This window comes from Ruegeria sp. BI11 (assembly GCF_056538005.1).
The window spans coordinates 67996-89572 of record NZ_JBQFSM010000015.1; the positions used below are offsets into that span (position 1 = coordinate 67996).

General features: G+C 58.3%; 18 protein-coding genes and 1 pseudogene. 8 read left to right on the plus strand and 11 right to left on the minus strand.

What is annotated here, in order from left to right:
• The first annotated feature begins 10 nt into the window (after positions 1–10).
• Genes ACR0DT_RS22210 through ACR0DT_RS22220 form a run of 3 tightly spaced genes read left to right on the plus strand, consistent with a single transcriptional unit; the run spans position 11 to position 3904 of the window.
• Positions 11–1222, plus strand: coding sequence for an acetyl-CoA C-acetyltransferase (locus ACR0DT_RS22210; protein ID WP_480712857.1), 1212 nt, complete (start codon positions 11–13; stop codon positions 1220–1222).
• Positions 1222–1710 carry a cupin domain-containing protein gene (locus ACR0DT_RS22215; protein ID WP_480712858.1) on the plus strand — a complete coding sequence of 163 codons (489 nt, stop codon included), beginning with the start codon at positions 1222–1224 and terminating at the stop codon, positions 1708–1710. The genes ACR0DT_RS22210 and ACR0DT_RS22215 overlap by 1 nt, the downstream gene beginning before the upstream one ends.
• On the plus strand, positions 1703–3904 hold the full coding sequence (locus ACR0DT_RS22220) for a 3-hydroxyacyl-CoA dehydrogenase NAD-binding domain-containing protein (protein ID WP_480712859.1): 2202 nt from the start codon (positions 1703–1705) through the stop codon (positions 3902–3904). Before ACR0DT_RS22215 ends, ACR0DT_RS22220 begins: the two co-directional genes overlap by 8 nt.
• 66 nt (positions 3905–3970) lie before the next feature.
• On the opposite strand, the gene ACR0DT_RS22225 is transcribed toward ACR0DT_RS22220, so the two are convergent.
• The 3 genes from ACR0DT_RS22225 to ACR0DT_RS22235 all read right to left on the minus strand — a co-directional run bounded on the left by ACR0DT_RS22225 (position 3971) and on the right by ACR0DT_RS22235 (position 6521).
• Positions 3971–4729 carry a Hint domain-containing protein gene (locus ACR0DT_RS22225; RefSeq protein ID WP_480712860.1) on the minus strand — a complete coding sequence of 253 codons (759 nt, stop codon included), beginning with the start codon at positions 4727–4729 and terminating at the stop codon, positions 3971–3973.
• A gap of 173 nt (positions 4730–4902) precedes the next feature.
• Positions 4903–5565, minus strand: coding sequence for a sulfotransferase family 2 domain-containing protein (locus ACR0DT_RS22230; RefSeq protein ID WP_480712861.1), 663 nt, complete (start codon positions 5563–5565; stop codon positions 4903–4905).
• Entirely contained in the window at positions 5562–6521 is a 960-nt protein-coding gene (locus ACR0DT_RS22235; RefSeq protein ID WP_480712862.1) for a DMT family transporter, read from the minus strand. The genes ACR0DT_RS22230 and ACR0DT_RS22235 overlap by 4 nt, the downstream gene beginning before the upstream one ends.
• Before the next feature lie 117 nt (positions 6522–6638).
• On the opposite strand from ACR0DT_RS22235, the gene ACR0DT_RS22240 reads away from it, so the two are divergent.
• Entirely contained in the window at positions 6639–7655 is a 1017-nt protein-coding gene (locus tag ACR0DT_RS22240) for a hypothetical protein (RefSeq protein WP_480712863.1), read from the plus strand.
• A gap of 1 nt (position 7656) precedes the next feature.
• On the opposite strand, the gene upp is transcribed toward ACR0DT_RS22240, so the two are convergent.
• From upp to ACR0DT_RS22275, 7 genes are all read right to left on the minus strand, one after another.
• Positions 7657–8289 carry a uracil phosphoribosyltransferase gene (gene upp / locus ACR0DT_RS22245; protein WP_480694418.1) on the minus strand — a complete coding sequence of 211 codons (633 nt, stop codon included), beginning with the start codon at positions 8287–8289 and terminating at the stop codon, positions 7657–7659.
• Positions 8286–9272: an adenosine deaminase gene (locus ACR0DT_RS22250; protein WP_480712864.1), complete on the minus strand. Its 987-nt coding sequence runs from the start codon at positions 9270–9272 to the stop codon at positions 8286–8288. The genes upp and ACR0DT_RS22250 overlap by 4 nt, the downstream gene beginning before the upstream one ends.
• Complete coding sequence (locus ACR0DT_RS22255) at positions 9269–10480, minus strand: phosphopentomutase (protein ID WP_480712865.1); 1212 nt, start codon at positions 10478–10480, stop codon at positions 9269–9271. The genes ACR0DT_RS22250 and ACR0DT_RS22255 overlap by 4 nt, the downstream gene beginning before the upstream one ends.
• On the minus strand, positions 10477–11784 hold the full coding sequence (locus ACR0DT_RS22260) for a thymidine phosphorylase (RefSeq protein WP_480712866.1): 1308 nt from the start codon (positions 11782–11784) through the stop codon (positions 10477–10479). Before ACR0DT_RS22260 ends, ACR0DT_RS22255 begins: the two co-directional genes overlap by 4 nt.
• A 4-nt stretch (positions 11785–11788) precedes the next feature.
• Positions 11789–12181, minus strand: a complete 393-nt coding sequence (locus tag ACR0DT_RS22265; RefSeq protein ID WP_480712867.1) for a cytidine deaminase — start codon at positions 12179–12181, stop codon at positions 11789–11791.
• Between the two features lie 104 nt (positions 12182–12285).
• Positions 12286–13383 (minus strand): cupin domain-containing protein, encoded by a 1098-nt coding sequence (locus tag ACR0DT_RS22270; RefSeq protein ID WP_480712868.1) that lies wholly within the window; start codon positions 13381–13383, stop codon positions 12286–12288.
• Entirely contained in the window at positions 13352–14050 is a 699-nt protein-coding gene (locus tag ACR0DT_RS22275; RefSeq protein WP_480712869.1) for a hypothetical protein, read from the minus strand. Before ACR0DT_RS22275 ends, ACR0DT_RS22270 begins: the two co-directional genes overlap by 32 nt.
• A 180-nt stretch (positions 14051–14230) precedes the next feature.
• On the opposite strand from ACR0DT_RS22275, the gene ACR0DT_RS22280 reads away from it, so the two are divergent.
• The 3 genes from ACR0DT_RS22280 to ACR0DT_RS22290 all read left to right on the plus strand — a co-directional run bounded on the left by ACR0DT_RS22280 (position 14231) and on the right by ACR0DT_RS22290 (position 20203).
• Positions 14231–16504 carry an NADP-dependent malic enzyme gene (locus ACR0DT_RS22280; RefSeq protein ID WP_480712870.1) on the plus strand — a complete coding sequence of 758 codons (2274 nt, stop codon included), beginning with the start codon at positions 14231–14233 and terminating at the stop codon, positions 16502–16504.
• Between the two features lie 275 nt (positions 16505–16779).
• The gene (gene prpE, locus ACR0DT_RS22285; RefSeq protein ID WP_480712871.1) at positions 16780–18669 is read left to right on the plus strand and encodes a propionate-CoA ligase PrpE; all 1890 of its coding nucleotides are present in this window, start codon (positions 16780–16782) and stop codon (positions 18667–18669) included.
• Between the two features lie 94 nt (positions 18670–18763).
• Positions 18764–20203, plus strand: a complete 1440-nt coding sequence (locus ACR0DT_RS22290; protein WP_480712872.1) for an amidase family protein — start codon at positions 18764–18766, stop codon at positions 20201–20203.
• A 260-nt stretch (positions 20204–20463) separates the two neighbouring features.
• On the opposite strand, the gene ACR0DT_RS22295 is transcribed toward ACR0DT_RS22290, so the two are convergent.
• The gene (locus ACR0DT_RS22295; RefSeq protein ID WP_480712873.1) at positions 20464–21225 is read right to left on the minus strand and encodes an NAD kinase; all 762 of its coding nucleotides are present in this window, start codon (positions 21223–21225) and stop codon (positions 20464–20466) included.
• A gap of 168 nt (positions 21226–21393) precedes the next feature.
• Between ACR0DT_RS22295 and glyA the strand changes: the two are divergent.
• Positions 21394–21577: pseudogene (glyA, locus tag ACR0DT_RS22300) on the plus strand (serine hydroxymethyltransferase); the annotation flags it as partial.

A 21577-nucleotide genomic window follows, 5' to 3' on the forward strand; every position in this document is an offset into this window, starting at 1 on the left:
GAGAAGACCCATGACCGAAGCTTATATTTATGACGCCCTGCGCACCCCGCGCGGCAAAGGACGCAAGGATGGCAGCCTGCACGAGGTGACCTCGGTGCGTCTGTCCGCCCTGACCTTGAACGCGATGAAAGAGCGCAACAACCTGGAAGGCCACGCCGTCGAGGACGTAATCTGGGGCAACGTTACTCAGGTGATGGAGCAAGGCGGCTGTCTGGCACGCTCGGCAGTTCTGGCCTCGGATTTGGAGCAGTCGATCCCCGGTCTGGCGATCAACCGCTTTTGTGCCTCGGGCATGGAAGCCGTGAATTTGGCAGCAAACCAGGTCAAAGGCGGCGCAGGTGAAGCCTATATCGCAGGCGGCGTTGAAATGATGGGCCGGGTTGCCATGGGCAGCGACGGTGCGGCGATTGCCGTTGACCCGACGCTGGCGATGGACACCTATTTCGTACCGCAGGGTATCTCGGCCGACATAATCGCCACCGAGTATGGGTTCAGCCGTGATGACGCCGACGCGCTGGCTGTCGAATCGCAAAAACGTGCCGCTGAGGCTTGGGAAGACAACCGTTTCGAGAAATCGGTCATCACCATCAAAGATCAGAACGGCCTGACCATACTGGACCGCGACGAGTACATGCGCCCCGGCACCGACATGCAGAGCCTTGGCGCGCTGAACCCCTCATTCGCGATGATGGGTGAACAGATGCCGGGCTTCGACAAGGTCGCGATGATCAAATATCCACATCTGGAGCGGATCAACCATATCCACCACGCTGGCAACAGCTCAGGCATCGTCGATGGTGCCGCCGCCGTGCTGATCGGCAACAAGGAGTTTGGTGAGAAATACGGTCTGAAGCCGCGCGCCCGCATCAAGGCGACCGCCAAGATTGGCACCGACCCGACCATCATGCTGACCGGCCCGGTTCCGGTGACCGAAAAGATCCTCGCCGACAACGGCATGAAGATCAGCGATCTGGACCTGTTTGAAGTGAACGAAGCCTTCGCCTCGGTCGTGCTGCGGTTCCAGCAGGCGTTCGATGTGGATCCGGCACTGGTGAACGTGAACGGCGGCTCAATCGCGATGGGTCACCCACTGGGCGCGACCGGTGCGATGATCATCGGCACATTGCTGGATGAGCTTGAGCGTCAGGACAAGGAAACCGGTCTGGCCACGCTCTGCATTGCATCTGGCATGGGTGCAGCAACCATTATCGAGCGTGTCTGATGCCCAAGCTGGACCTCTCTCAGATCCCGTTCAAAGGGGGCTCGTCCTATCCCGGCAAGCTGGCGCAGGCGACCGCCGGTCGTTTCGTTCAGCGCGTGGGCGATGCGGGTGGGTTGACTCAATACGGGGTCAACATCGTGCGGCTGGAACCGCAGGGCACGTCCTCGCTGCGCCACTACCACATGGAGCAGGACGAGTTTGCCATCATTCTTAGCGGCAGTTGCACGTTGATCGACGATGATGGTGAGCATGAATTGCACCCCGGCGATTGCGCCGCTTGGCCTGCAGGTGAGGCCAATGGCCATCACCTTGTGAACAAAACCGATGCGCCCATGACCTTTCTGGTCGTGGGCACACGGACCCCGACCGAGACCGGCTATTACAGCGACATAGACATGATGGTGAAGGATGACGAAAACGGCTTCGCCTTCACCCGCAAGGATGGCAGCCCGCTGACGGCTGACCAGATTGGAGATGACAATGACTGATTTCACTCTGACCAAAGACGCGGACGGCGTCGCCTTCATCACCTGGGATGCCCAGGGCAAATCCATGAACGTCATGACCCGCGAGGCGTTCGAACTGGTCAGTGCGTTGATCGATCAGGCACTTGAAGATGATGAGGTCAAAGGCATCGTAATCATCAGCGGCAAGGAAGGGTCTTTTGCCGGTGGCATGGACCTAGGCACGCTGGCCACCATCCGTGAGGAAGCAGGCGATGAACCGGCGCAAGCCCTGTTCGACTTTGTCATGGGCGGCCACCACATCCTGCGCAAGCTTGAGCTGGCAGGCATGGACCCCAAGACGAAAAAAGGCGGTAAGCCGGTGGTATGCGCTATCAATGGCACTTGCGCCGGGATCGGAACCGAGATTGCGCTGGCCTGTCACCACCGCGTCATGACAAGCAACCCCAAAGCCAAGATCGGCCTGCCCGAGATTCTGCTGGGCATCTTCCCCGGCGGTGGCGGCACCACGCGCTTTAGCCGAATGGTTGGTGCGATGGCTTCGGCCCCTGTCCTGCTGGAAGGCAAGATGATGGACCCGGCCAAAGCCAAGGGAGCGCAGCTGATCGACGCCGTGTCTGACGATCCGGTCGCTGCCGCGAAAGAGTGGGTGCTGAACGCAAAAGACGCCGATCTGGTCAAACCATGGGATGCCAAAGGTTACAAGATGCCCGGCGGTGCCCCCTATCACCCTGCTGGCTTCATGACCTTCGTCGGTGCCAACGCGATGGTGAACGGCAAAACCCAAGGCGCTTTCCCGGCCGCTAAGGCTTTGCTGAGCTCGATCTACGAAGGCGCAATGGTCGATTTCGACACCGCCCTGCGGATTGAGGCGCGGTGGTTCACCTCGATCCTGATGAACCCATCTTCGTCGGCGATGATCCGGTCACTTTTCCTGAATAAGGAAGCGCTGGAAAAAGGCGCAGTGCGTCCTAAGGATGTGCCCGACCAGCGTGTCAGCAAGGTCGGTGTTCTGGGCGCGGGCATGATGGGGGCCGGTATTGCTCTGGTTTCTGCACAGGCTGGTATGGAAGTGGTTCTGGTCGACCGTGACCAAGAGGCCGCCGACAAAGGCAAAGCCTATACCGAGAGCTATCTGGACAAGGGTATCAAGCGCGGCAAGGTCACGACTGAAAAGAAAGAGGCCATGCTGGGCCGTATAAACGCGACCCCGAATCTGGAGCACCTGAAGGGCTGCGATCTGATCATCGAAGCGGTCTTCGAAGACCCAGGCGTAAAGGCCGAGATGACCCAGAAAGTCGAGGCGATCATCCCCGAGGATTGCATCTTTGCCTCGAACACCTCGACCCTTCCGATCACCGATCTGGCCAAGGCCAGTGCGCGGCCTGAACAGTTCATCGGCATCCACTTCTTCTCGCCCGTCGAGAAGATGTTCCTGGTCGAGATCATCAAGGGCAAGGAAACTGGTGATCGCGCGGTCGCCAAGGCTCTGGACTATGTGCGCCAGATCCGGAAAACACCGATCGTGGTCAATGATGCGCGCTTCTTCTATGCCAACCGGTGCATCATCCCTTACATCAACGAAGGTGTTCGGATGATCGCCGAAGGTGTGAACCCTGTGCTTATCGACAACGCCGCGCGTCAACTGGGCTTCCCTGTCGGTCCGATCCAACTGACCGACGAGACCTCAATTGATCTGGGGGCCAAAATTGCCCGCGCCACCAAGGCTGCGATGGGCGACGCCTATCCGGAGAGTCCGTCGGACGATCTGATCTTTTGGATGGAAGAGCAGGGTCGTCTGGGCCGCAAGGCAAATGCGGGCTTCTTCGACTATGACGACAAGGGCAAGCGTGTCGAATACTGGAAAGGCCTGCAAGAGAAGTATCCGCATGCCGAAGACCAGCCTGACCTGATCGAAGTGCAGGAACGTCTGATGTTCGCGCAGGTTCTGGAAGCAGTCCGCGCGCTGGAAGAAGGTGTTTTGGAAGACATCCGCGAAGGCGACGTGGGCGCAATCCTGGGCTGGGGTTTTGCGCCCTGGTCGGGCGGTCCGCTCAGCTGGTTGGACATCATCGGCACGCCTTATGCGGCCGAGCGCTGTGATCAACTGACTGAGGCCTATGGCGAGCGTTTCGCCTGCCCGCCGCTGCTGCGTGAGATGGCAGAGAAAGGTCAATCCTTCTATGGCCGCTTCAACCCGGAAGCAAAGGCCGCCTGAAGAAAAACGCTGGCGCATGCCCCCATGCGCCAGCGTTACCTTGCTGTCTCAGATACAGCTTCCCAATCAGATCATCATGGCGGGACGACCCGGCCGCCCCGGGCGCCGTGCCCCCCTGGCGGGTCTCGTGGGTACAATCGGGTGATCAAAGACCGGTGCTGGCAGCGAGCCCAGCGAATTTGCCAATACTGCAACGTCACCGCGCCTTGCGGTCAGATAGATCAAATCTGCAGCGGCCTCGGCCGCAACGACCTCATATGATGCGCTACCAGTGACATTGCGCGACCCAAAGCGGCCCGAGGGACAGAAGGCCCGGAAGCCGCCTTCGATATAGATCACCTCATCCTGATCGAAGAACAAAGTGCTGATGTCGAAACAGGACGCAGGCACATTCGATGTGATGCGGAACATGCCGCTTAGCAGCCTGGCCGACACAACAGGCAGACTTACCGGCAGCGTGATCGGATCATGACCCAGTTTGGTGTTATCCAACGCCACGCCCTGTTCTGGCATCAACCAGACTGGCCGGCCATTATAAGCCGCATGTGACGGCACACGGATCGGCATTCTTTCCGCCTTGGTCTCATCAGGCGGAACCGTGATACAATCCGTCGCAATACGGCTTACAGCCTTGAAACCATTGTTCAATGTACGAATAAGGTCGCCTACCTGAAGCTCTTCTACCGGCTTCCAACCACCCTTGGTTGCAACCTTGGTGCCGTGTACCAGACCGCCTCGGCGTGCGTTCAACGCGGCCTGCGGTTCTGCGACGTTCTGGTATTCAGAACGTTCTGCATAATCAATTACACTGTCTACTTTCAACAAGAACCGAACCCACTTTTTACTCACTACAACTACGTTCGATGATTAACACGGGATTAAGTGGGGTGACTTATTTTTGACATACTGCGGCCAAATTTGGGCCCTTTCGGGGTCAAAAAACGCCCCAAACTCAAACAACATAGTAAAAATTTGCAAAATTGGACTCGAATTGGAAACTATTCGCGGTCAATCGCATCAAATGCATAGCCGAATCTGGCGATGTCTTCAGCGCAGGCTTCGGCGACAGCTTTAGCCGTCTGTTCCGAATAATATTCCCGATAATCTTTCAACCGCTCGGATCGGTTGAGCCTTGGTAAGGTCAGGTGAAACCCTAGATAATCAAACAAGGGGTCCGCGTCCTGATCAAACTGTTCCAGGCGGATGTAGAACTGGCATTGTTCTACCCCATCCGCGCGCGTCATATAGTGCCGTGCCGCGTTCCGCCGGGAGGACCGCGTTGTGTCGGGGTGCAAGACGAACTCATCAAAGGTCAGCGCCTTTGCCAATGAAACCGCTGGATGGTCAAAACCCTGAACACGCAACCAGTGATAATAGCTGACGATCCGATCCCACGGGTTACGCACCAGAGTGAAGGTGGTCAGCGACTGCAATTCCTCAATCGAAACAACGCCGTCGATATCGGCCAGGGTCGAATGTTTCCACAAACGGCCCCTGCCCTTCAACGCTTTGGTCCGTTTACGTCGCCGCACAGCCTTGGGTGTATCGCCGATCAAGATGTCATCCTTCATCGCTCGCTCTTCGAGCGCCTGCGCCAAGGATGTGCCGCCAGTCTTGGGTATATGGACGAACACGTACCCGCGCCCGCGCGAGATGATCAAGCGACCTCTCCCAATGCAGCGGCGCGCTTTGACCGCCAGCCCAGCAACGCCCCTGCCGCTGCGATCAGCCCGATCCCGGCGATCTGCATGACGCCAATTGTCTGGCCCAGCGTCACCCAGGCGAACAGCGGGCCAAAGATCATCACCGAGTATTCAAACACCGCCACATAAGAGGGCTCACCGATCTGATAGGATTTGATCAGCATGAAGACCGCAATCGTTGAGCCAACTGCCTGAATGACAATCCAAATCAGTGCGGGTTGCATCTGCCAGACCATACCGCGAGTCACGAACCCATCGGGGAAGGAATGCGGCACGAATGAAAGCACCGCCAGTCCGATCGCCCCGGCCAACCCAAGCGTTATGATCATGGCCGCCAACAGCGCCACCGTGCTTTCCTGCGCGCAATGGCTGCGTGTGATGATGGCGCTGAGGGCATAAAAAAACCCTCCGGCAACCGGCAACAAGGTCTTGGCGTCGAACTCATAAGGGTTGAGCTGCAGCACGCACAGAGTGCCTGAAAATCCGATCACAACCGCCAGAATACGCCAAGGGCCAATCCTTTGACCTAAAGCCAGCGCCGAGATCAACAGCACGAAGATTGGAGATGTAAACAGGCCCGCCAGCGCTTGCGCAATCGGCATTAACGCCAGCGAAGCGAAATAGAACAGCATCGCCAGCGTAATCAGCACACTGCGCAATATGACCGGCCCAAGCCGCTGCGGGCGCAGACTGCCCATGCCCAACAGTGACAGGCCAACGATCAGCGGCAGCATTAACAAGGCTCGGCTAAGATGGAACTGCCACAGGCCAATCGTTTCGGACAACAGGATCACGACATTGTCGATCACACCAATGATCGCCATGGAGCTGACCATAAGCACCGCGGCCAATATCGGTGAGGTCTGAGTATCTGCCTGCATTCTGCGCCCCAGTTGCAAAGTGGTGCGTGACACTCTGATTTGCCGCGCATCGCGATATACAGCACATTTACAAATCGGCGTGCAACAGGTTTGCGCCTTTGGATTTTACCATGCTAAGCTGATGCAAAATAAGTACGAGCAACCCTCATCTTGAAGACAGCACTTAAACAGTACCAGCGGATCGAAGCCACCGGTCTGTGGCGTCCCACGCCCGATATGCAACGGCGTGAGGTGGTGGTGTCGATTGGTGAGGCCACGCTGACCATCTCAGACTTTAACGAACAGGCGCTGACCCATTGGTCTTTGGCCGCGCTGGTACGACAGAATCCGGGCGGTTTTCCTGCAATCTTTAATCCGGACGGCGACCCGGCCGAAACGCTAGAGCTGGAGGAAACCGAAACCACGATGATCGAGGCCATCGATCGCCTGCAGCGCGCCATCGACCGGGCACGGCCGCATCCCGGTAGGTTGCGCTGGCTCAGTGTTGCTGGTGTGCTAGCCGCCGTTGCCGCACTTCTGCTGCTGTGGATGCCGGCAGCGTTGCAGAACCACGTTGTTTCAGTCGTGCCTGATATCAAGCGCGAGGATATCGGGAATACGATTCTGCAGCGGATCGAGCGTGTCTCGGGGCGGGCCTGTACGTCCGAGGATGCGCAGGTCGCGCTGGATCAACTAGCCTCACGCACTGGCGTACGGAAAATTGTTATCCTGCCCGCCGGGGTGCAGACCAGCCTCAGCCTGCCGGGCGGTATCATTCTGCTGAACCGGTCGCTGGTCGAAGATCACGAAGACCCTTCGGTCGCCGCGGGTTATATCATCGCTGAACGCGCCCGAACGCAGGCGCAGGACCCGCTGGACGATCTGCTGGACCGCACAGGTCCCACAACCGCATTCCGCCTGCTGACGACCGGAGAGCTGACACCCGCGAATATCGACGCCTATACCGAACAGGTTCTGTCCGAACCGCGCCCCACCCTGCCAGAGGATGAATTGTTGGAGGTGTTCGCGCAGGCCGCGCTGCCGTCAACGCCATACGCCTATGCCGTAGATGTCACGGGTGAGACAGTGCTAGGCCTGATCGAGGCCGACCCGATGGCAGGTCGCCCCCTACAGCAGGTTTTGCCGGACCGTGATTGGGTCCGGCTGCAAAACATCTGCGGCGAATAGCTTACTTGGTGCCAAACATCCGGTCGCCTGCATCGCCGAGACCGGGCATGATATAGCCTTTTGAGTTCAACTCGCGATCCAGAGAAGCAGTGACGATTTTGACATCCGGGTGTGCTTCCTTCATGCGTTCCACGCCCTCGGGCGCGGCAAGCAGGCAGAGGAAGCGGATATCGGTCGCCCCGGCCTCTTTCAGCAGATCAATCGCAGCGGCTGAACTGTTGCCGGTGGCCAGCATCGGATCAACGGCAATGACCAGTCGATCCTTTAGCCCTTCGGGGGCCTTGAAGTAATACTGCACCGGCTTCAGCGTTTCCTCATCCCGGTAGAGCCCGACAAAACCAACACGGGCCGAGGGGATAAGCTCCAACACCCCGTCCAGCATCCCGTTCCCGGCGCGTAGGATCGACACCAGCGCCAATTTCTTACCGGCCAGAATGGGGGCGTCCATTTCTTCCATCGGAGTTTCGATATGGCGGGTGGTCAACTTCAGCTCGCGCGTGACTTCATAGGCCAGCAACAAAGTGATCTCGCGCAGCAACTGGCGGAACACAGCGGTGGATGTGCCTTTGTCCCGCATGAGCGTCAGCTTGTGCTGCACCAGCGGGTGGTCAACGACGGTCAGGTGTTCGCTCATGTTCTCTCCAGTCTTTTCTTGACCCGCGCGCGGGTGTCATCATCGCAAAAGGCAGCCGCAAGGGCCGTGTCATTTAGGGCTGCAAAATCCTCGGCTTCCCAGCCGAAGGCTTTGCTCAGCATCTCATATTCACGTCGCATGGTGGTATGGAAAAACGGCGGGTCATCGGTGGAAACGGTGACTTTGACGCCTGCATCGCGCAGTTTCGCGATCGGATGGGTGTCGAAATTGGGAAACAGGCCCAGAACCACATTAGATCCGGGGCAAACCTCAAGCGTGATTTCACGGTCGACCAGCTCCCGGATCAGGTCCGGGTCTTCAATGGCGCGAACACCGTGCCCAACCCGTTCCACCCCCAGATCGCGGATCGCATCACGCACGCTTTCGGGGCCGCCGAACTCGCCAGCATGGGTGGTCAGGCGCAACCCGGCCTCACGCGCGCAGTCAAAGGCCCACTGGTAATCGCCCTGCGCACCCACGGATTCGTTGCCGCCCATACCGAACCCGGTGATCCAGTCTCCGGCGGTCTCTGCCGCACAATGGGCGCTGATCTTCGCCTGTTCCGGTCCGAAATGGCGGACACAGGTGACAACGCCTCGCAAGGTGATATCAAACTTGCGCTCGGCCTCATCGGCCGCGTCCTGAATGGCGTTCAGATAATCACGCCAGGCGCCCAGATCTCCACCACCACAGAAATCGGGGCTCAGGAAGGTTTCGGAGTAAACCACACCGTTGGCAGCGCTCTCTTCGAGGATTGCTAGCGTCAGACGGCGGAAATCCTCGGGCGTTTTCAACACTTCGCAAGCGGCCTCATAGACGCTGAGGAAATGGGCGAAGTCGCGGAAGTCGTAACTTCCGTCAGTCTTAAAAACCCCACTCAGGTCGATGCGTTTTTCATGCGCCAGTTGGCGAATAAACGCAGGCGGGGCCGCGCCTTCGTGATGCAGGTGGAGTTCGATCTTGGGCAGGTCTGCGACGGTCATAGAAAACTCTTCCCCGGCCCTTGTGCCGGAATATTCAAGTGATGCGCGACGCTGGCAGCGACGTCGGCGAAATTGACCGCGCCGATCTGGCCTGCGCCCCGCCCGACGATCAGAACAGGTACTTGCTCGCGCGTGTGGTCGGTGCCGATCCAGCTAGGATCGTTGCCATGATCGGCTGTCAGCACCATCAGGTCTCCGGGGCGTAGTTTTTGCAGGATCACACCGATCTCGTGGTCGAACCATTCCAGCGCGCGGGCATAGCCGCTGATGTCGCGGCGATGACCATAAAGGCTGTCGAACTCGACGAAATTGGCAAAGGTCAGGCTGCCCTCTTCGGCCTTATCGACCAGATCGGACAGATGGACCATCAGTTCGGCGTCCGAGCCCTTGCGCAGGGTGTCGATCCCCTGCATCGAGAAGATATCACCGATTTTACCCACCGCGTATACGCGCCGTCCGGCGTCCTGCGCCCAGTTGGTCAGAACCGGCGCGGGTGGCAGGATGGCGAAATCTTTGCGGTTGGTGGTGCGGATGAAGCCGTCTTCAGGTGAGCCGACAAAGGGCCGCGCGATAACACGCCCCACTTTCATCTCATGCAGACGGGGCGCCAGCGCTTTGCACATCTCCAGCAAGCGTTCGAGGCCAAAGCTTTCCTCATGCGCTGCTATTTGGAACACACTGTCGGCCGAAGTGTAGCAAATCGGCCATCCAGTCCGCATATGCTCGGCCCCTAGTTCGGCAATAATCGCCGTGCCTGAAGCATGACGATCGCCCAGAATGCCTTCGGTTCCGGCGGCCTTGGCTGCGGCGCGGGTCAAATCAGGTGGGAAAGACGGCGTGGTATCCGGGAAATAGTGCCAATCCCACGGCACCGGCAGCCCGGCCAATTCCCAATGCCCGGACGGCGTATCCTTGCCCGGGGAGTGCTCTCGCGCGCAGCCCCATAGTCCTGAGGGAGTGGCCTGCAATCCGGGCGTTTCTGCACCCGATGCCAGACGCGTCGCTGCCCCCAAACCCAACGCGTCCAGATTGGGTAGGTGCAGTGGTCCTGTGCGCCCTTCTTCCGCCCGCCCTTCTGCACAGGCCTGAGCGATATGGGCCAGCGTATTGGCGCCGGTGTCGGGGATTTCACTATTAAAGAAGCGCCCTGCGTCCAGCGCGCCGCCGATACCAACCGAGTCCATCACCACCAGAAAGGCACGGGTCACGGCGTGATCCTTTCATGCACAAGCGTCGGGGTGATGGTGGCGCCTGAGCCGACTGTGATGGCCCGCAGGACCGAGTCGGCAGCCTGCCGCGCGGCGTCTTCGCGGGCGGCGTGGACCACGGCCAAGGGGGTGCCTTTGTCAACTTTGTCCCCCAGCCGAACAATGCCCGACAGGCCAACTGCGGGGTCGATGACATCGTCTTCGACCTGCCGCCCACCGCCCAGCGCAACTACGGCGAGGCCCAGCGCCTCACCGTCAATCGCCGCTATGTAGCCCGCATCCGGTGCCGGAACTTCGAGGATTACACTTGCTTCGGGCAAGTATCGCGACCAGTTGTCGACAAACTGTAACGGCCCGCCCACGGCAGCCATCATACGGCCGAAGCGTTCAGCTGCACGACCGTCACGGATCACATCCGTGATCTTATCGCGCCCCTCATCTGCAGATGCGAACATACCGGCATCGGTCAGCAGAACCCCGCCCAGTTCCGCCGAAATTTCGGCCAAAGGTTCGTAATGCGCGTTGGTCAAGACATTCATCACCTCGGCCACTTCCAAGGCGTTGCCCAGCGCCGGGGCCAAAGGTTGATGCATGTCTGTAATCACTGCCGACGTCCGGCACCCTGCCGCATTCGCGGTTTCCGTCAGGGCCTGCGCCAGTTTGCGGGCGTCTTCCAGCGTTTTCATGAACGCGCCGCTGCCCACCTTTACGTCCAGTACCAAAGCTTCGGGGCTGGCAGCCAGTTTCTTGGACAGAATCGACGCTGTAATCAGGTCCAGGCTTTCCACCGTCGCCGTCACGTCGCGGATCGCATAAAGCCGCTTGTCCGCAGGCGCGATCTGCCCGGTAGCACCGACAATTGCCGCACCGGTATCGCGCAGGATCTGCGTCAGACGGTCCTGCCCGATCTGGGTACTGACGCCGGGAATAGCCTCAAGCTTGTCTAGCGTACCACCGGTGTGGCCCAATCCACGGCCCGAGATCATTGGGACATAAGCCCCCAGCTCAGCCAGAGCCGGGGCCAGCACCAGACTGACGCTGTCGCCCACCCCTCCGGTCGAGTGTTTGTCGATCACCGGACCGTCAAAATCCCAGCTTAGAACATCGCCGCTGTCACGCATCGCCACAGTCAGATCGGCGCGGCCCTGTGCTCCCAGCCCGCCCATGCAGACGGCCATGGCAAAAGCCCCGGCCTGCGCGTCACTGACGCCACCATCTGCAAGGCCTTGTGCGAACCAGGTCAGTTCGGCACTGCTGGGCACTTGTTCTCGGCGCAGTTTGGCAATGATCGAACGGGCATCCATTTGCTCAGACATCCGCCATGTGTGTGGCGTCAAACGCGCCCGGTAGAAGGTCACCGATAGTGGTTTCCAATTCGGCGCCGTCGACACTGGCCAAGGTCACCTTGACGTCACGCTTGCCGAACTCGGCCAGTTTCTGTCGGCACCCCCCACAGGGCGGAACCGGCTGCGGCGAGGAGGCAACAACATAGACTTCAGTCAATTCCTGTTCGCCGGCTGCGACCATGGCAGCGATGGCACCGGCCTCAGCACAGGTGCCTTCAGGATACGCCACGTTTTCGACGTTACAGCCTGCAAACACTTCACCCGACGCCGCGCGGATCGCAGCGCCAACCTTGAAATTGGAATAGGGCGCATAAGCTTTTTTCCGGACAGACAGAGCTGCATCTTTCAAAGACATGGCGATTCCCTAATTTTTGATCATCTGGTCAGAAAGTCATACCCTAAATGAAACCGGCCGGGGAGTTGAAGCCCCGGACAGCAGATTTCTGGGCCAAAATCCTCTTAGCCCAGCGTTGTGTTGAACGTGCCCGGCAACGTGACCTCGAGCAGTTCCACATCTTCCGACGGATCGGACAAGCGCGTGCGCATACCTGGCGGGATGACAAAAGCATCACCCTGTTCCAACCGATAAGCATCGCGCCCTTCGCCCTCAAGCGTAACCTCCCCACCCATGACAAAGGTAAAGTGGATATCCGTGTCATGAACAGCCCAAACCGGATCGCCCTGCCCTTTGCGCACGACCTGCACCCCGGCCACGCCTTTGGTGTTTTCGGCAATCGTAGTATCGCGGCAGATATAGCCCGGCAGGCGGAACGGCTCCCACTGGGCGCCTTCGGCCTGATTGAAGACGAACCGCTGGCCTTGCCACTCCCGTTCAGGGCGGTAGTGGGGTGTGGGCAGGTCCATATCATGGTCAATCTCCGTGACATGTTCAGCCGGAACGCCGATCTCGATCACCTGTACATTGTCCGAGGCCTCAAGCACGCGGTGGCGGATTTCGGGTGGCTGGATAAAGCAATCGCCCGCAGTCAGATGCATCTTGTCACCCTGATCTTCATAAACAACGTCCACCCAGCCATGGATGCAGAAGATCAGCTGAAACCCGACCTTGTGAAAATGCACCATATCCGGCACCGGCCCTCCATCAGGAATGCGGATATGGCTGGCGATGATCGATCCGCCCAACCGATCCGGCACAAGATCACGGTAGTGCATTCCCGCCCGCCCAATGATCCATGGCGCCTGATCCTTGAGCCTGCGCACTACGAAGGAATGCACCGTTTCAGGCATGATCATCGGCGGGTTCAACTCATCAATCTCGACCCGAGTGCCGTTTGGGGCCACCAGAGTGCGCTGGCCCCCGGCAAATTCATCCGGGTTATCCGTCAGGATGCGTAATGTGCCGGGTGTTTCGGGAGCATCCTTTTCAATCCGCACGCGCAGACCATGACCAGAGAATACGGCGGTGCGTGGATCGTCGGCGGGATAGATCATGTCCATCCGCATCCCCAGAACCTTGGTATAAAACGGTATGTCTTCGCGTAATTCCTGCGTGGGCAGGCGGATTTCAGCGCATGTCCGGCTTTGCGATTTGCTCATCTGATGTTCCATCGGGCTTGGATTTTGGCCATCCGATCAGAACGGCAGCCAAAATGCCAATCGAAAAGAACATCTCGAGCGTTTCTTCCAGCACGAACAGACGGGTCGCCATGACAGTCGTCATACCCTCACCCAAGGCGCTGCTGATCTCTTCCAATCCCTGCGCCACAACGGCACACATACCCGCCAAAAAGAACACCAGTAGAAATGGCGCCCGTTCCCTTAACGCCCGCCATCCATTCGGTATCCCATGCCAGACGACCCCGCCTAGTACGATCACGGCCAGAACCACACGCAAAATCGTCATGTCTAATAGAAGGTCCAACCCGTGCAGAATGAAGTAAGGAACGCTGTCTACTGCATAAATATCTGCTTCAAGCTCTCGTTCCGCCAACAGCAGCAGAACCACGCCAATATATAGCCGGCTGATCCCACGATAACGGTACAGCGCCGCCAAACCCGCAACCAGCAACGCCGCAGCTGAGCCTGTTTCTATCAGACCACCTTCCTGGTTGAACGCCTCGGCCTGCATCGGCCACACTGAAATCGCGCATAATATCAACACCGCCACGACCAGGGCCGCCCGAAAGGCGAAATGGTCAATTCCAAACTTGTTTGTGTTCAGCGAAAGGGTCTTCTCCATCTCGCCGTTTTCTTTAAAGCGCATGCCGATATTCTCGATCCGGAAGGGGGTATTTTCGAAAGTTGCGGGAGTTTAGGTCTTTTGCTGCGGAAAGCAACCACAGCGGCGCAACAGTCGCGTTTAACGAATTAAGTAACGCAGCGTAGCCAAGCAGAAAAAAATAGTTTAATGCTAAATCAAATTTCAAAACGGAGCTGAAACGCCATGTCAGATACACCCAGCCTGCGGCAGGCCGCGCTTGATTACCACGCCTATCCAAAGCCGGGAAAGCTGGAGATCAGAGCCACGAAACCGATGGCAAATGGCCGTGATCTGGCCCGTGCGTACTCGCCGGGCGTGGCTGAGGCATGCCTTGAAATTAAAGCCAATGCAGCCGATGCAGAACGCTATACAGCGCGCGGGAATCTGGTGGCGGTCGTCTCGAACGGGACAGCGGTTCTGGGGTTGGGCAATATCGGTGCGCTCGCCTCGAAACCGGTGATGGAAGGCAAGGCGGTTCTGTTCAAGAAATTCGCTGGGATCGACTGTTTTGATATTGAGGTCGATCAGCCTGACCCTGAAAAGCTGGCTGATATCGTCTGCGCGCTCGAACCGACCTTTGGCGCCATCAATCTGGAAGACATTAAGGCACCCGATTGTTTTATCGTGGAAAAACTGTGCCGTGAGCGCATGAACATCCCTGTCTTTCACGACGATCAGCACGGGACAGCCATCGTCGTCGGTGCCGCCGCCAAAAATGCGCTGCATGTGGCCGGCAAAAAATTCGAAGACATCAAAGTCGTCTCGACTGGCGGCGGCGCGGCAGGAATCGCCTGCCTGATGATGCTGGTGAAACTGGGCGTTAAACGCGAGAATATCTGGCTGTGCGATATTCACGGTCTAGTTTACGAAGGCCGCACTGAGGATATGAACCCACACAAGGATCAATTCGCGCAAAAATCGGACTTACGCACGTTGGACGACGTGATTGGCGATGCAGATCTGTTTCTAGGCCTTAGCGGCCCTAACGTGCTGAAGCCCGAGATGGTTCAGAAAATGGCCAAACAGCCGATTATTTTTGCGCTGGCCAACCCTACCCCCGAAATTCTACCGGATGCAGCGCGCGAGGTTGCCCCTGATGCAATCATCGCCACTGGTCGTAGCGACTTTCCCAATCAGGTGAATAACGTTCTGTGTTTCCCCTTCATTTTCCGCGGCGCGCTGGATGTGGGCGCAACTGAGATCAATGATGAGATGCAGATCGCCTGTGTGGACGGCATCGCAGAAATGGCACGCGCCACCACCAGCGCCGAAGCCGCCGCTGCGTATAAGGGTGAACAGCTCACTTTCGGGCCGGATTACCTGATCCCGAAGCCCTTTGACCCGCGTCTTGTGGGCGTAGTATCTTCGTCCGTTGCCAAAGCGGCAATGGAAAGTGGCGTGGCCAAACGCCCGATTGCAGACATCGAAGCGTATAAAGAGCGCTTGAACCAGACCGTGTTTAAGTCCGCGTTGCTGATGCGTCCGGTATTCGAGGCCGCGTCGGTCGCCTCTCGCCGGATCGTCTTTGCCGAGGGCGAGGAAGAGCGGGTACTACGAGCCGCACAGGCCATTTTGGAGGAAACTACCGAAACTCCGATCCTGATCGGCCGCCCCGAAGTGATTGAGACGCGTTGTGAACGGCTGGGGCTGACGGTGCGTCCGGGTCAGGACTTTCAGATCGTCAACCCGCACAACGACCCTCGTTATTATGACTATTGGAATTCGTATCATGAGATTATGCAACGCCGCGGAGTGACGCCCGATCTGGCGAAGGCAATCATGCGCACGAACAACACCGCAATTGCTGCCATTATGGTGCACAGGGGTGAGGCTGACAGCATGATCTGTGGTACCTTCGGCGAGTACCGCTGGCATCTGAATTATGTGCAACAGGTTCTGGCCGACGGTGACCTGCGCCCTCATGGCGCGCTGTCACTGATGATCCTTGAAGACGGCCCTCTGTTCATCGCTGATACCCATGTACGGCAATTGCCAACGCCCGAAGAGTTGGCCGAATCCACACTCGGGGCCGCGCGCCACGTTCGCCGGTTCGGGATCGAACCCAAGATCGCATTCTGCTCGCAATCGCAGTTCGGCAATCAGGCTGAAGGTTCGGGCAAACGTTTGCGGGCCGCCCTGGATATCCTGGATGCCGAGCCGCGAGATTTCACCTATGAGGGTGAGATGAACCTCGACCTGGCGCTGGACCCGGAACTCCGGTCGCGGATTTTCCCGAATTCGCGTCTGGAGGGCACGGCAAATGTTTTGGTCTTTGCCCATGCAGATGCGGCCAGTGGCGTGCGCAATATACTGAAGATGAAAGCCGACGGGCTGGAGGTTGGACCGATCTTGATGGGGATGGGCAACAAGGCGCATATCGTAACTCCGTCCATTACGGCTCGCGGGTTGCTGAACATGGCCGCCATTGCAGGTACACCCGTGGCGCATTACGGCTGACCTCAAGAAACAAAAAACTCAGGCACCCGCGCGGGTGCCTGAGTCGTTTCGACCTCTGATGATTCTTTGCACGCAAGAGTTTGCAGGTTTGCAAACACGTGCTCTCAAAGATCGAAAATTTATACAAGAAAATTACTTTGCAAAAATTTGCAGCTCAACCCAGCTAATTCTGCAAATTTTTTGCGATAAACTGACGCGCTGTCAGCCGCATGGCTTGCCCGGTTTGCCGGGGATGCCTAACACATTCCAAAAGCTGTGTTGGAGGAGAGGACGCCATGGCCTATCAGGATGTGTATGAAAGCTGGAAGACCGATCCCGAAGGGTTCTGGATGGAGGCCGCCAAGGGGATCGATTGGATAAAGCCGCCGACCAAGGCTCTGTTTGACGACAACGCGCCGCTTTATGAATGGTTCTGCGACGCCAAGGTCAACACCTGCTGGAATGCGGTGGACCGCCACGTCGAGAACGGCCGCGGAGAGCAAACGGCCATTATCTATGACAGCCCAATAACCCACACAAAGCGCGAGATTTCCTATGTCGAGCTGCGCAACCGCGTGGCCACTCTGGCTGGGGCGCTGCGGGCCAAGGGCATCGAGAAAGGCGACCGGGTCATCATCTACATGCCGATGATCCCCGAAGCGCTTGAGGCGATGCTGGCCTGCGCCCGTCTGGGCGCTGTGCATTCCGTCGTGTTTGGCGGTTTTGCCAGCAACGAACTGGCGGTGCGGATCGACGATGCCAAGCCCAAGGCGATCATCGCTGCGTCCTGCGGGATGGAGCCAGGCCGCGTGGTCCACTACAAACCACTACTTGACGGCGCCATCGACATGGCTAGCCACAAGCCCGAGTTCTGCGTAATCTTCCAGCGCGAACAAGAAGTCGCGCAACTGGTCGAAGGTCGCGATTTCAACTGGCACGGGTTCCAATACGGGGTCGAACCGGCGGAATGCGTGCCGGTGGATGGCAACGACCCGGCCTATATCCTCTATACTTCCGGTACCACCGGCGCCCCGAAGGGCGTGGTACGCCCCACTGCCGGTCATCTGGTGGCACTGAACTGGACGATGAAGAACATCTATGACGTCGACCCCGGAGACGTCTTCTGGGCGGCGTCGGATGTGGGTTGGGTCGTTGGGCATTCTTATATTTGCTATGCGCCGCTGATCCACGGCAACACCACCATCGTCTTCGAAGGCAAGCCCGTCGGCACCCCCGACGCGGGCACGTTCTGGCGGGTGATTTCCGAACATAAGGTCAAAAGCTTCTTCACCGCTCCCACCGCAATTCGCGCCGTCAAGCGCGAGGACCCTTCGGGCGAATTGATCACGAAATACGACCTATCTAGCCTGCGTGCCCTGTTTCTGGCCGGCGAACGCGCCGACCCTGACACGATTGAATGGGCTCAGGACGCCCTGCAAGTGCCAGTGATTGACCACTGGTGGCAAACCGAAACCGGCTGGACAATCGCCGGTAACCCGCTGGGGATCGAGGAACTGCCGGTCAAGCTGGGTTCTCCCGCCAAACCGATGCCGGGCTATGATGTGCAGATTCTGGATGAAGGCGGTCATCCGATGAAACCCGGCGAATTGGGCGCGATTGCAGTGAAATTGCCGTTGCCTCCGGGTACGTTGCCGACGCTTTGGAATGCGGAAGAGCGGTTCAAAAGCTCATACCTCAATCAATTCCCCGGATATTATGAGACCGGTGATGCGGGCATGATTGATGAGGACGGATACCTATATATCATGGCGCGCACGGATGACGTGATCAACGTCGCAGGCCACCGCCTGTCCACTGGTGGGATGGAAGAGGTTCTGGCCGCACACCCCGACGTCGCCGAATGTGCCGTGATCGGTGTGTCGGACCAGCTCAAGGGTCAGATGCCCGTTGGCTTCCTATGCCTGAACGCGGGTTGCGACCGCGATCATGGTGAGGTTGTGCAGGATGTGGTCAAGCTGGTGCGCGAAAAGATCGGCCCGGTTGCTGCGTTCAAAACGGCCGTGGTGGTGGATCGTCTGCCAAAGACCCGGTCGGGAAAAATCCTGCGCGGGACAATGGTGTCGATTGCCGACAGCAAAGACTACAAAATGCCCGCAACCATCGATGATCCGGTCATTCTGGATGAAATCACCGTGGCGCTGAAATCAATCGGGTTCGCGCAGTAACCAAGCCTCGGGCGGCCTTTGGTCGCCCACCCTTCGGCTTTCCCTTGCAACCGGACACAAGGCCCCTACTGTCTGCTCAAGACAGTGAGGCCCCATGACACATAAAGACATCTGGCGTCTGACCGCCACCGACCTGACCGCCCTGACCCGCAGTGGCGACCTGAGCGCCGAGGACGCGGTGCAAAGCGCCGTTGACCGAATGCACCAGACCAATCCCGACCTGAACGCGGTGGTCGAAGATCTGAGCGCCGAGGCGCTGGAGCGCGCGCGCGCCCTCGATCAGGCGCGGTCTCAGGGCGCGCCAGCTGGTCCGCTGCACGGGGTGCCCGTCACGATCAAAATCAATGTTGACCAAAAAGGCCACGCTACTTCCAACGGCGTTGTCGCTTTGAAAGATGTGATTGCGCCGGATGACGCACCGATTGTCCGTAACTTGCAGAACGCCGGGGCCGTGGTGATTGGACGCACCAACACGCCCGAGTTCTCGTTCCGAGCCGATACCGACAACCCGCTGCACGGTCGTACGCAAAACCCGTGGGGACGCCATATCTCGCCCGGCGGGTCCTCGGGGGGTGCAGGGTCTGCCGTGATGGCTGGGATTGGAGCGCTGGCGCATGGTAATGACATTGGCGGCAGCTTGCGGTTTCCGGCTGCCGCCAATGGTGCTGTCACCGTTAAACCCGGCCTCGGCCGTGTACCCGCCTGGAACCCAAGTCAACAAGCCGAGCGCGGACTCCTGGCCCAATCCATGTCGGTACAGGGGCTGATTACCCGCTCGGCCGCGGATCTTCACCTATCGATGCCCAGCCTGATCGCGGCTGACCCGCGTGATCCGTTTCACGTCCCGATGCCCTGGCGCGGTGTACCCATGGAAGGCCCCATCAAAGTCGCCTTTACCAAAGACACCTTTGGCTATGCGCTGCACCCTGAGGTCGATAAGGCGCTGGACACTGCACGCGATGCGCTGATCGATGCGGGTTATCAGGTGGAAGAAGTCTCACCTCCGGATGTGTTTGATTGTGGGCGAACTGGTTACCGCGCACTGATGGGTGAGGTCCTAACCCTGTTGAAAAACGATATCGAGGCTTCAGGTTCTGAAACCATACGCAGTATTTTCGATGTCTACTTTCAGGAGTTCCCCCCCATTACCGGCACCGAACTGCTTCAGATGATGGCTAAGCGCAGCCACTATGCGCGGGAATGGTCACTCTTCATGCAGGATTACCCGTTGGTCCTGTCACCGTTCCTACCACAGCCCTTTTTCAAACCTGACCGGGACACCGAAGGGGCCGAAGGTGTGCACGAGGTTCTGGGCTGTGCCGTCTATTCCTACGCGATGAATTTCCTTGGGCTCCCCGCCGCCTGTGTCCCCGCTCGGCTAGCCGAACTGCCACAAGGGCCACAACCGATCAACGTCCAGATCGCCGCCCAGCACTGGCGCGAAGATATGGCTGTTGACGCCGCCGCCGCAATAGAGTCGCGCGTGGGACAGATGTGCCTGCCGCTTTGGCAGAAAATGGAAACATCCGCCTGAACAGGGCCAACCACAAAAATTGACCCCGGGTTTTTGTGCCCGGGGTCCGCTTGCTTAAATAAACCTGGAGATCTGACAACGAGCGTAGCACCACCTACCCTCGCCGGCGCGAAAACTGCGCAATCATTCGAATACGCCGTCTGGTGGCCACTCACTCCCACCTTTGGCGTGTTCTCCGGGCAAGACTAGATTACCAAAGGATGAATCAAACACCTGTGAACTGGATCACATAAGTCGGAAAAAGGTTCACCGTCGAGGCATCAGGTGAATTGTTCCGAGATCAGTCGCTCTTCTAATCCGTGTCCGGGGTCAAAAAGGATACGGTGCTGGATCGCGGGTTCGGAGCGAATTTCAACCCAGTCGATATCGGGAAAGGAAACCGAATCCGCATCAGCCATGACCGGGCGTTTATCCGCGTCCAGCACGTCGAAGCGAACCTTCGCAATCTTGGGCAGCAGAGCCCCGCGCCATCGGCGTGGACGGAATGCCGCAATCGCCGTCAGGGCCAGAACGTCCGATCCGATCGGCAAAATCGGTCCGTGTGCTGAATAATTATATGCCGTCGACCCCGCGGGCGTGGACAGCAAGGCACCATCGCAAACCAATTCGGCCATCCGCACGCGACCATCGACGCTAATTTTCAGCCGCGCAGCTTGCGGACCGGCTCGCAACAACGACACTTCGTTGATCGCCAGTGCCTCGTGCAACTTACCGGACTGATCCATGGCCTGCATGGCCAGCGGGTTGATCACCTCTTCTTCGGCCGCAGCCAGACGATCCAACAGGTCGTCTTTGTGGAACTCATTCATCAGGAACCCGATGGTGCCGCGATTCATGCCATAAACCGGCGTGTCCAGATGCTGCATGTTGTGCAGCGTGTGCAACATGAACCCATCACCCCCCAATGCGACCACCACATCCGCATCCCTGGGTGCTGCGTTGCCATACCGTTTCACAAGGCTTTCCCGCGCGGTTTGCGCCACTTTGACGTCGCTGGCAAGAAAGGCGATTCTCTTAGTCATCTTTTCCGGTTTCCGGTGTTACGCATTTGGTTCCGAAACAAACATACCTTTCCCCAATAGGCCAGACTTGACGCCACAGCGGACCAAATCGTCGCTTTACGGCTTTTGCATATGAATCGTTTCCGATAGGAAATCCGCAAGATTCTTACCCAGCCCTGTGGAGCCCCCATGAACGCTAATCTTCGTGATACCGGTTTTTTCACCCAGTCCCTATCCGAGCGTGATCCTGAGCTTTTCGGCTCGATCACATCCGAGCTGGGCCGCCAGCGCGACGAGATCGAGCTGATCGCGTCCGAGAACATCGTTTCTGCCGCCGTGATGGAGGCGCAGGGCTCGGTGATGACCAACAAAT

What these genes read in the sequence shown, in the direction of transcription:
- ACR0DT_RS22210 (WP_480712857.1), top strand. Translation starts at nt 11, where the DNA reads ATGACCGAAGCTTATATTTATGACGCCCTGCGCACCCCGCGCGGCAAA.
- ACR0DT_RS22215 (WP_480712858.1), top strand. Translation starts at nt 1,222, where the DNA reads ATGCCCAAGCTGGACCTCTCTCAGATCCCGTTCAAAGGGGGCTCGTCC.
- ACR0DT_RS22220 (WP_480712859.1), top strand. Translation starts at nt 1,703, where the DNA reads ATGACTGATTTCACTCTGACCAAAGACGCGGACGGCGTCGCCTTCATC.
- upp (WP_480694418.1), bottom strand. Translation starts at nt 8,289, where the DNA reads ATGAGCGAACACCTGACCGTCGTTGACCACCCGCTGGTGCAGCACAAG.
- ACR0DT_RS22250 (WP_480712864.1), bottom strand. Translation starts at nt 9,272, where the DNA reads ATGACCGTCGCAGACCTGCCCAAGATCGAACTCCACCTGCATCACGAA.
- ACR0DT_RS22260 (WP_480712866.1), bottom strand. Translation starts at nt 11,784, where the DNA reads ATGGATGCCCGTTCGATCATTGCCAAACTGCGCCGAGAACAAGTGCCC.
- ACR0DT_RS22265 (WP_480712867.1), bottom strand. Translation starts at nt 12,181, where the DNA reads ATGTCTTTGAAAGATGCAGCTCTGTCTGTCCGGAAAAAAGCTTATGCG.
- ACR0DT_RS22270 (WP_480712868.1), bottom strand. Translation starts at nt 13,383, where the DNA reads ATGAGCAAATCGCAAAGCCGGACATGCGCTGAAATCCGCCTGCCCACG.
- ACR0DT_RS22275 (WP_480712869.1), bottom strand. Translation starts at nt 14,050, where the DNA reads ATGCGCTTTAAAGAAAACGGCGAGATGGAGAAGACCCTTTCGCTGAAC.
- ACR0DT_RS22280 (WP_480712870.1), top strand. Translation starts at nt 14,231, where the DNA reads ATGTCAGATACACCCAGCCTGCGGCAGGCCGCGCTTGATTACCACGCC.
- prpE (WP_480712871.1), top strand. Translation starts at nt 16,780, where the DNA reads ATGGCCTATCAGGATGTGTATGAAAGCTGGAAGACCGATCCCGAAGGG.
- ACR0DT_RS22290 (WP_480712872.1), top strand. Translation starts at nt 18,764, where the DNA reads ATGACACATAAAGACATCTGGCGTCTGACCGCCACCGACCTGACCGCC.
- ACR0DT_RS22295 (WP_480712873.1), bottom strand. Translation starts at nt 21,225, where the DNA reads ATGACTAAGAGAATCGCCTTTCTTGCCAGCGACGTCAAAGTGGCGCAA.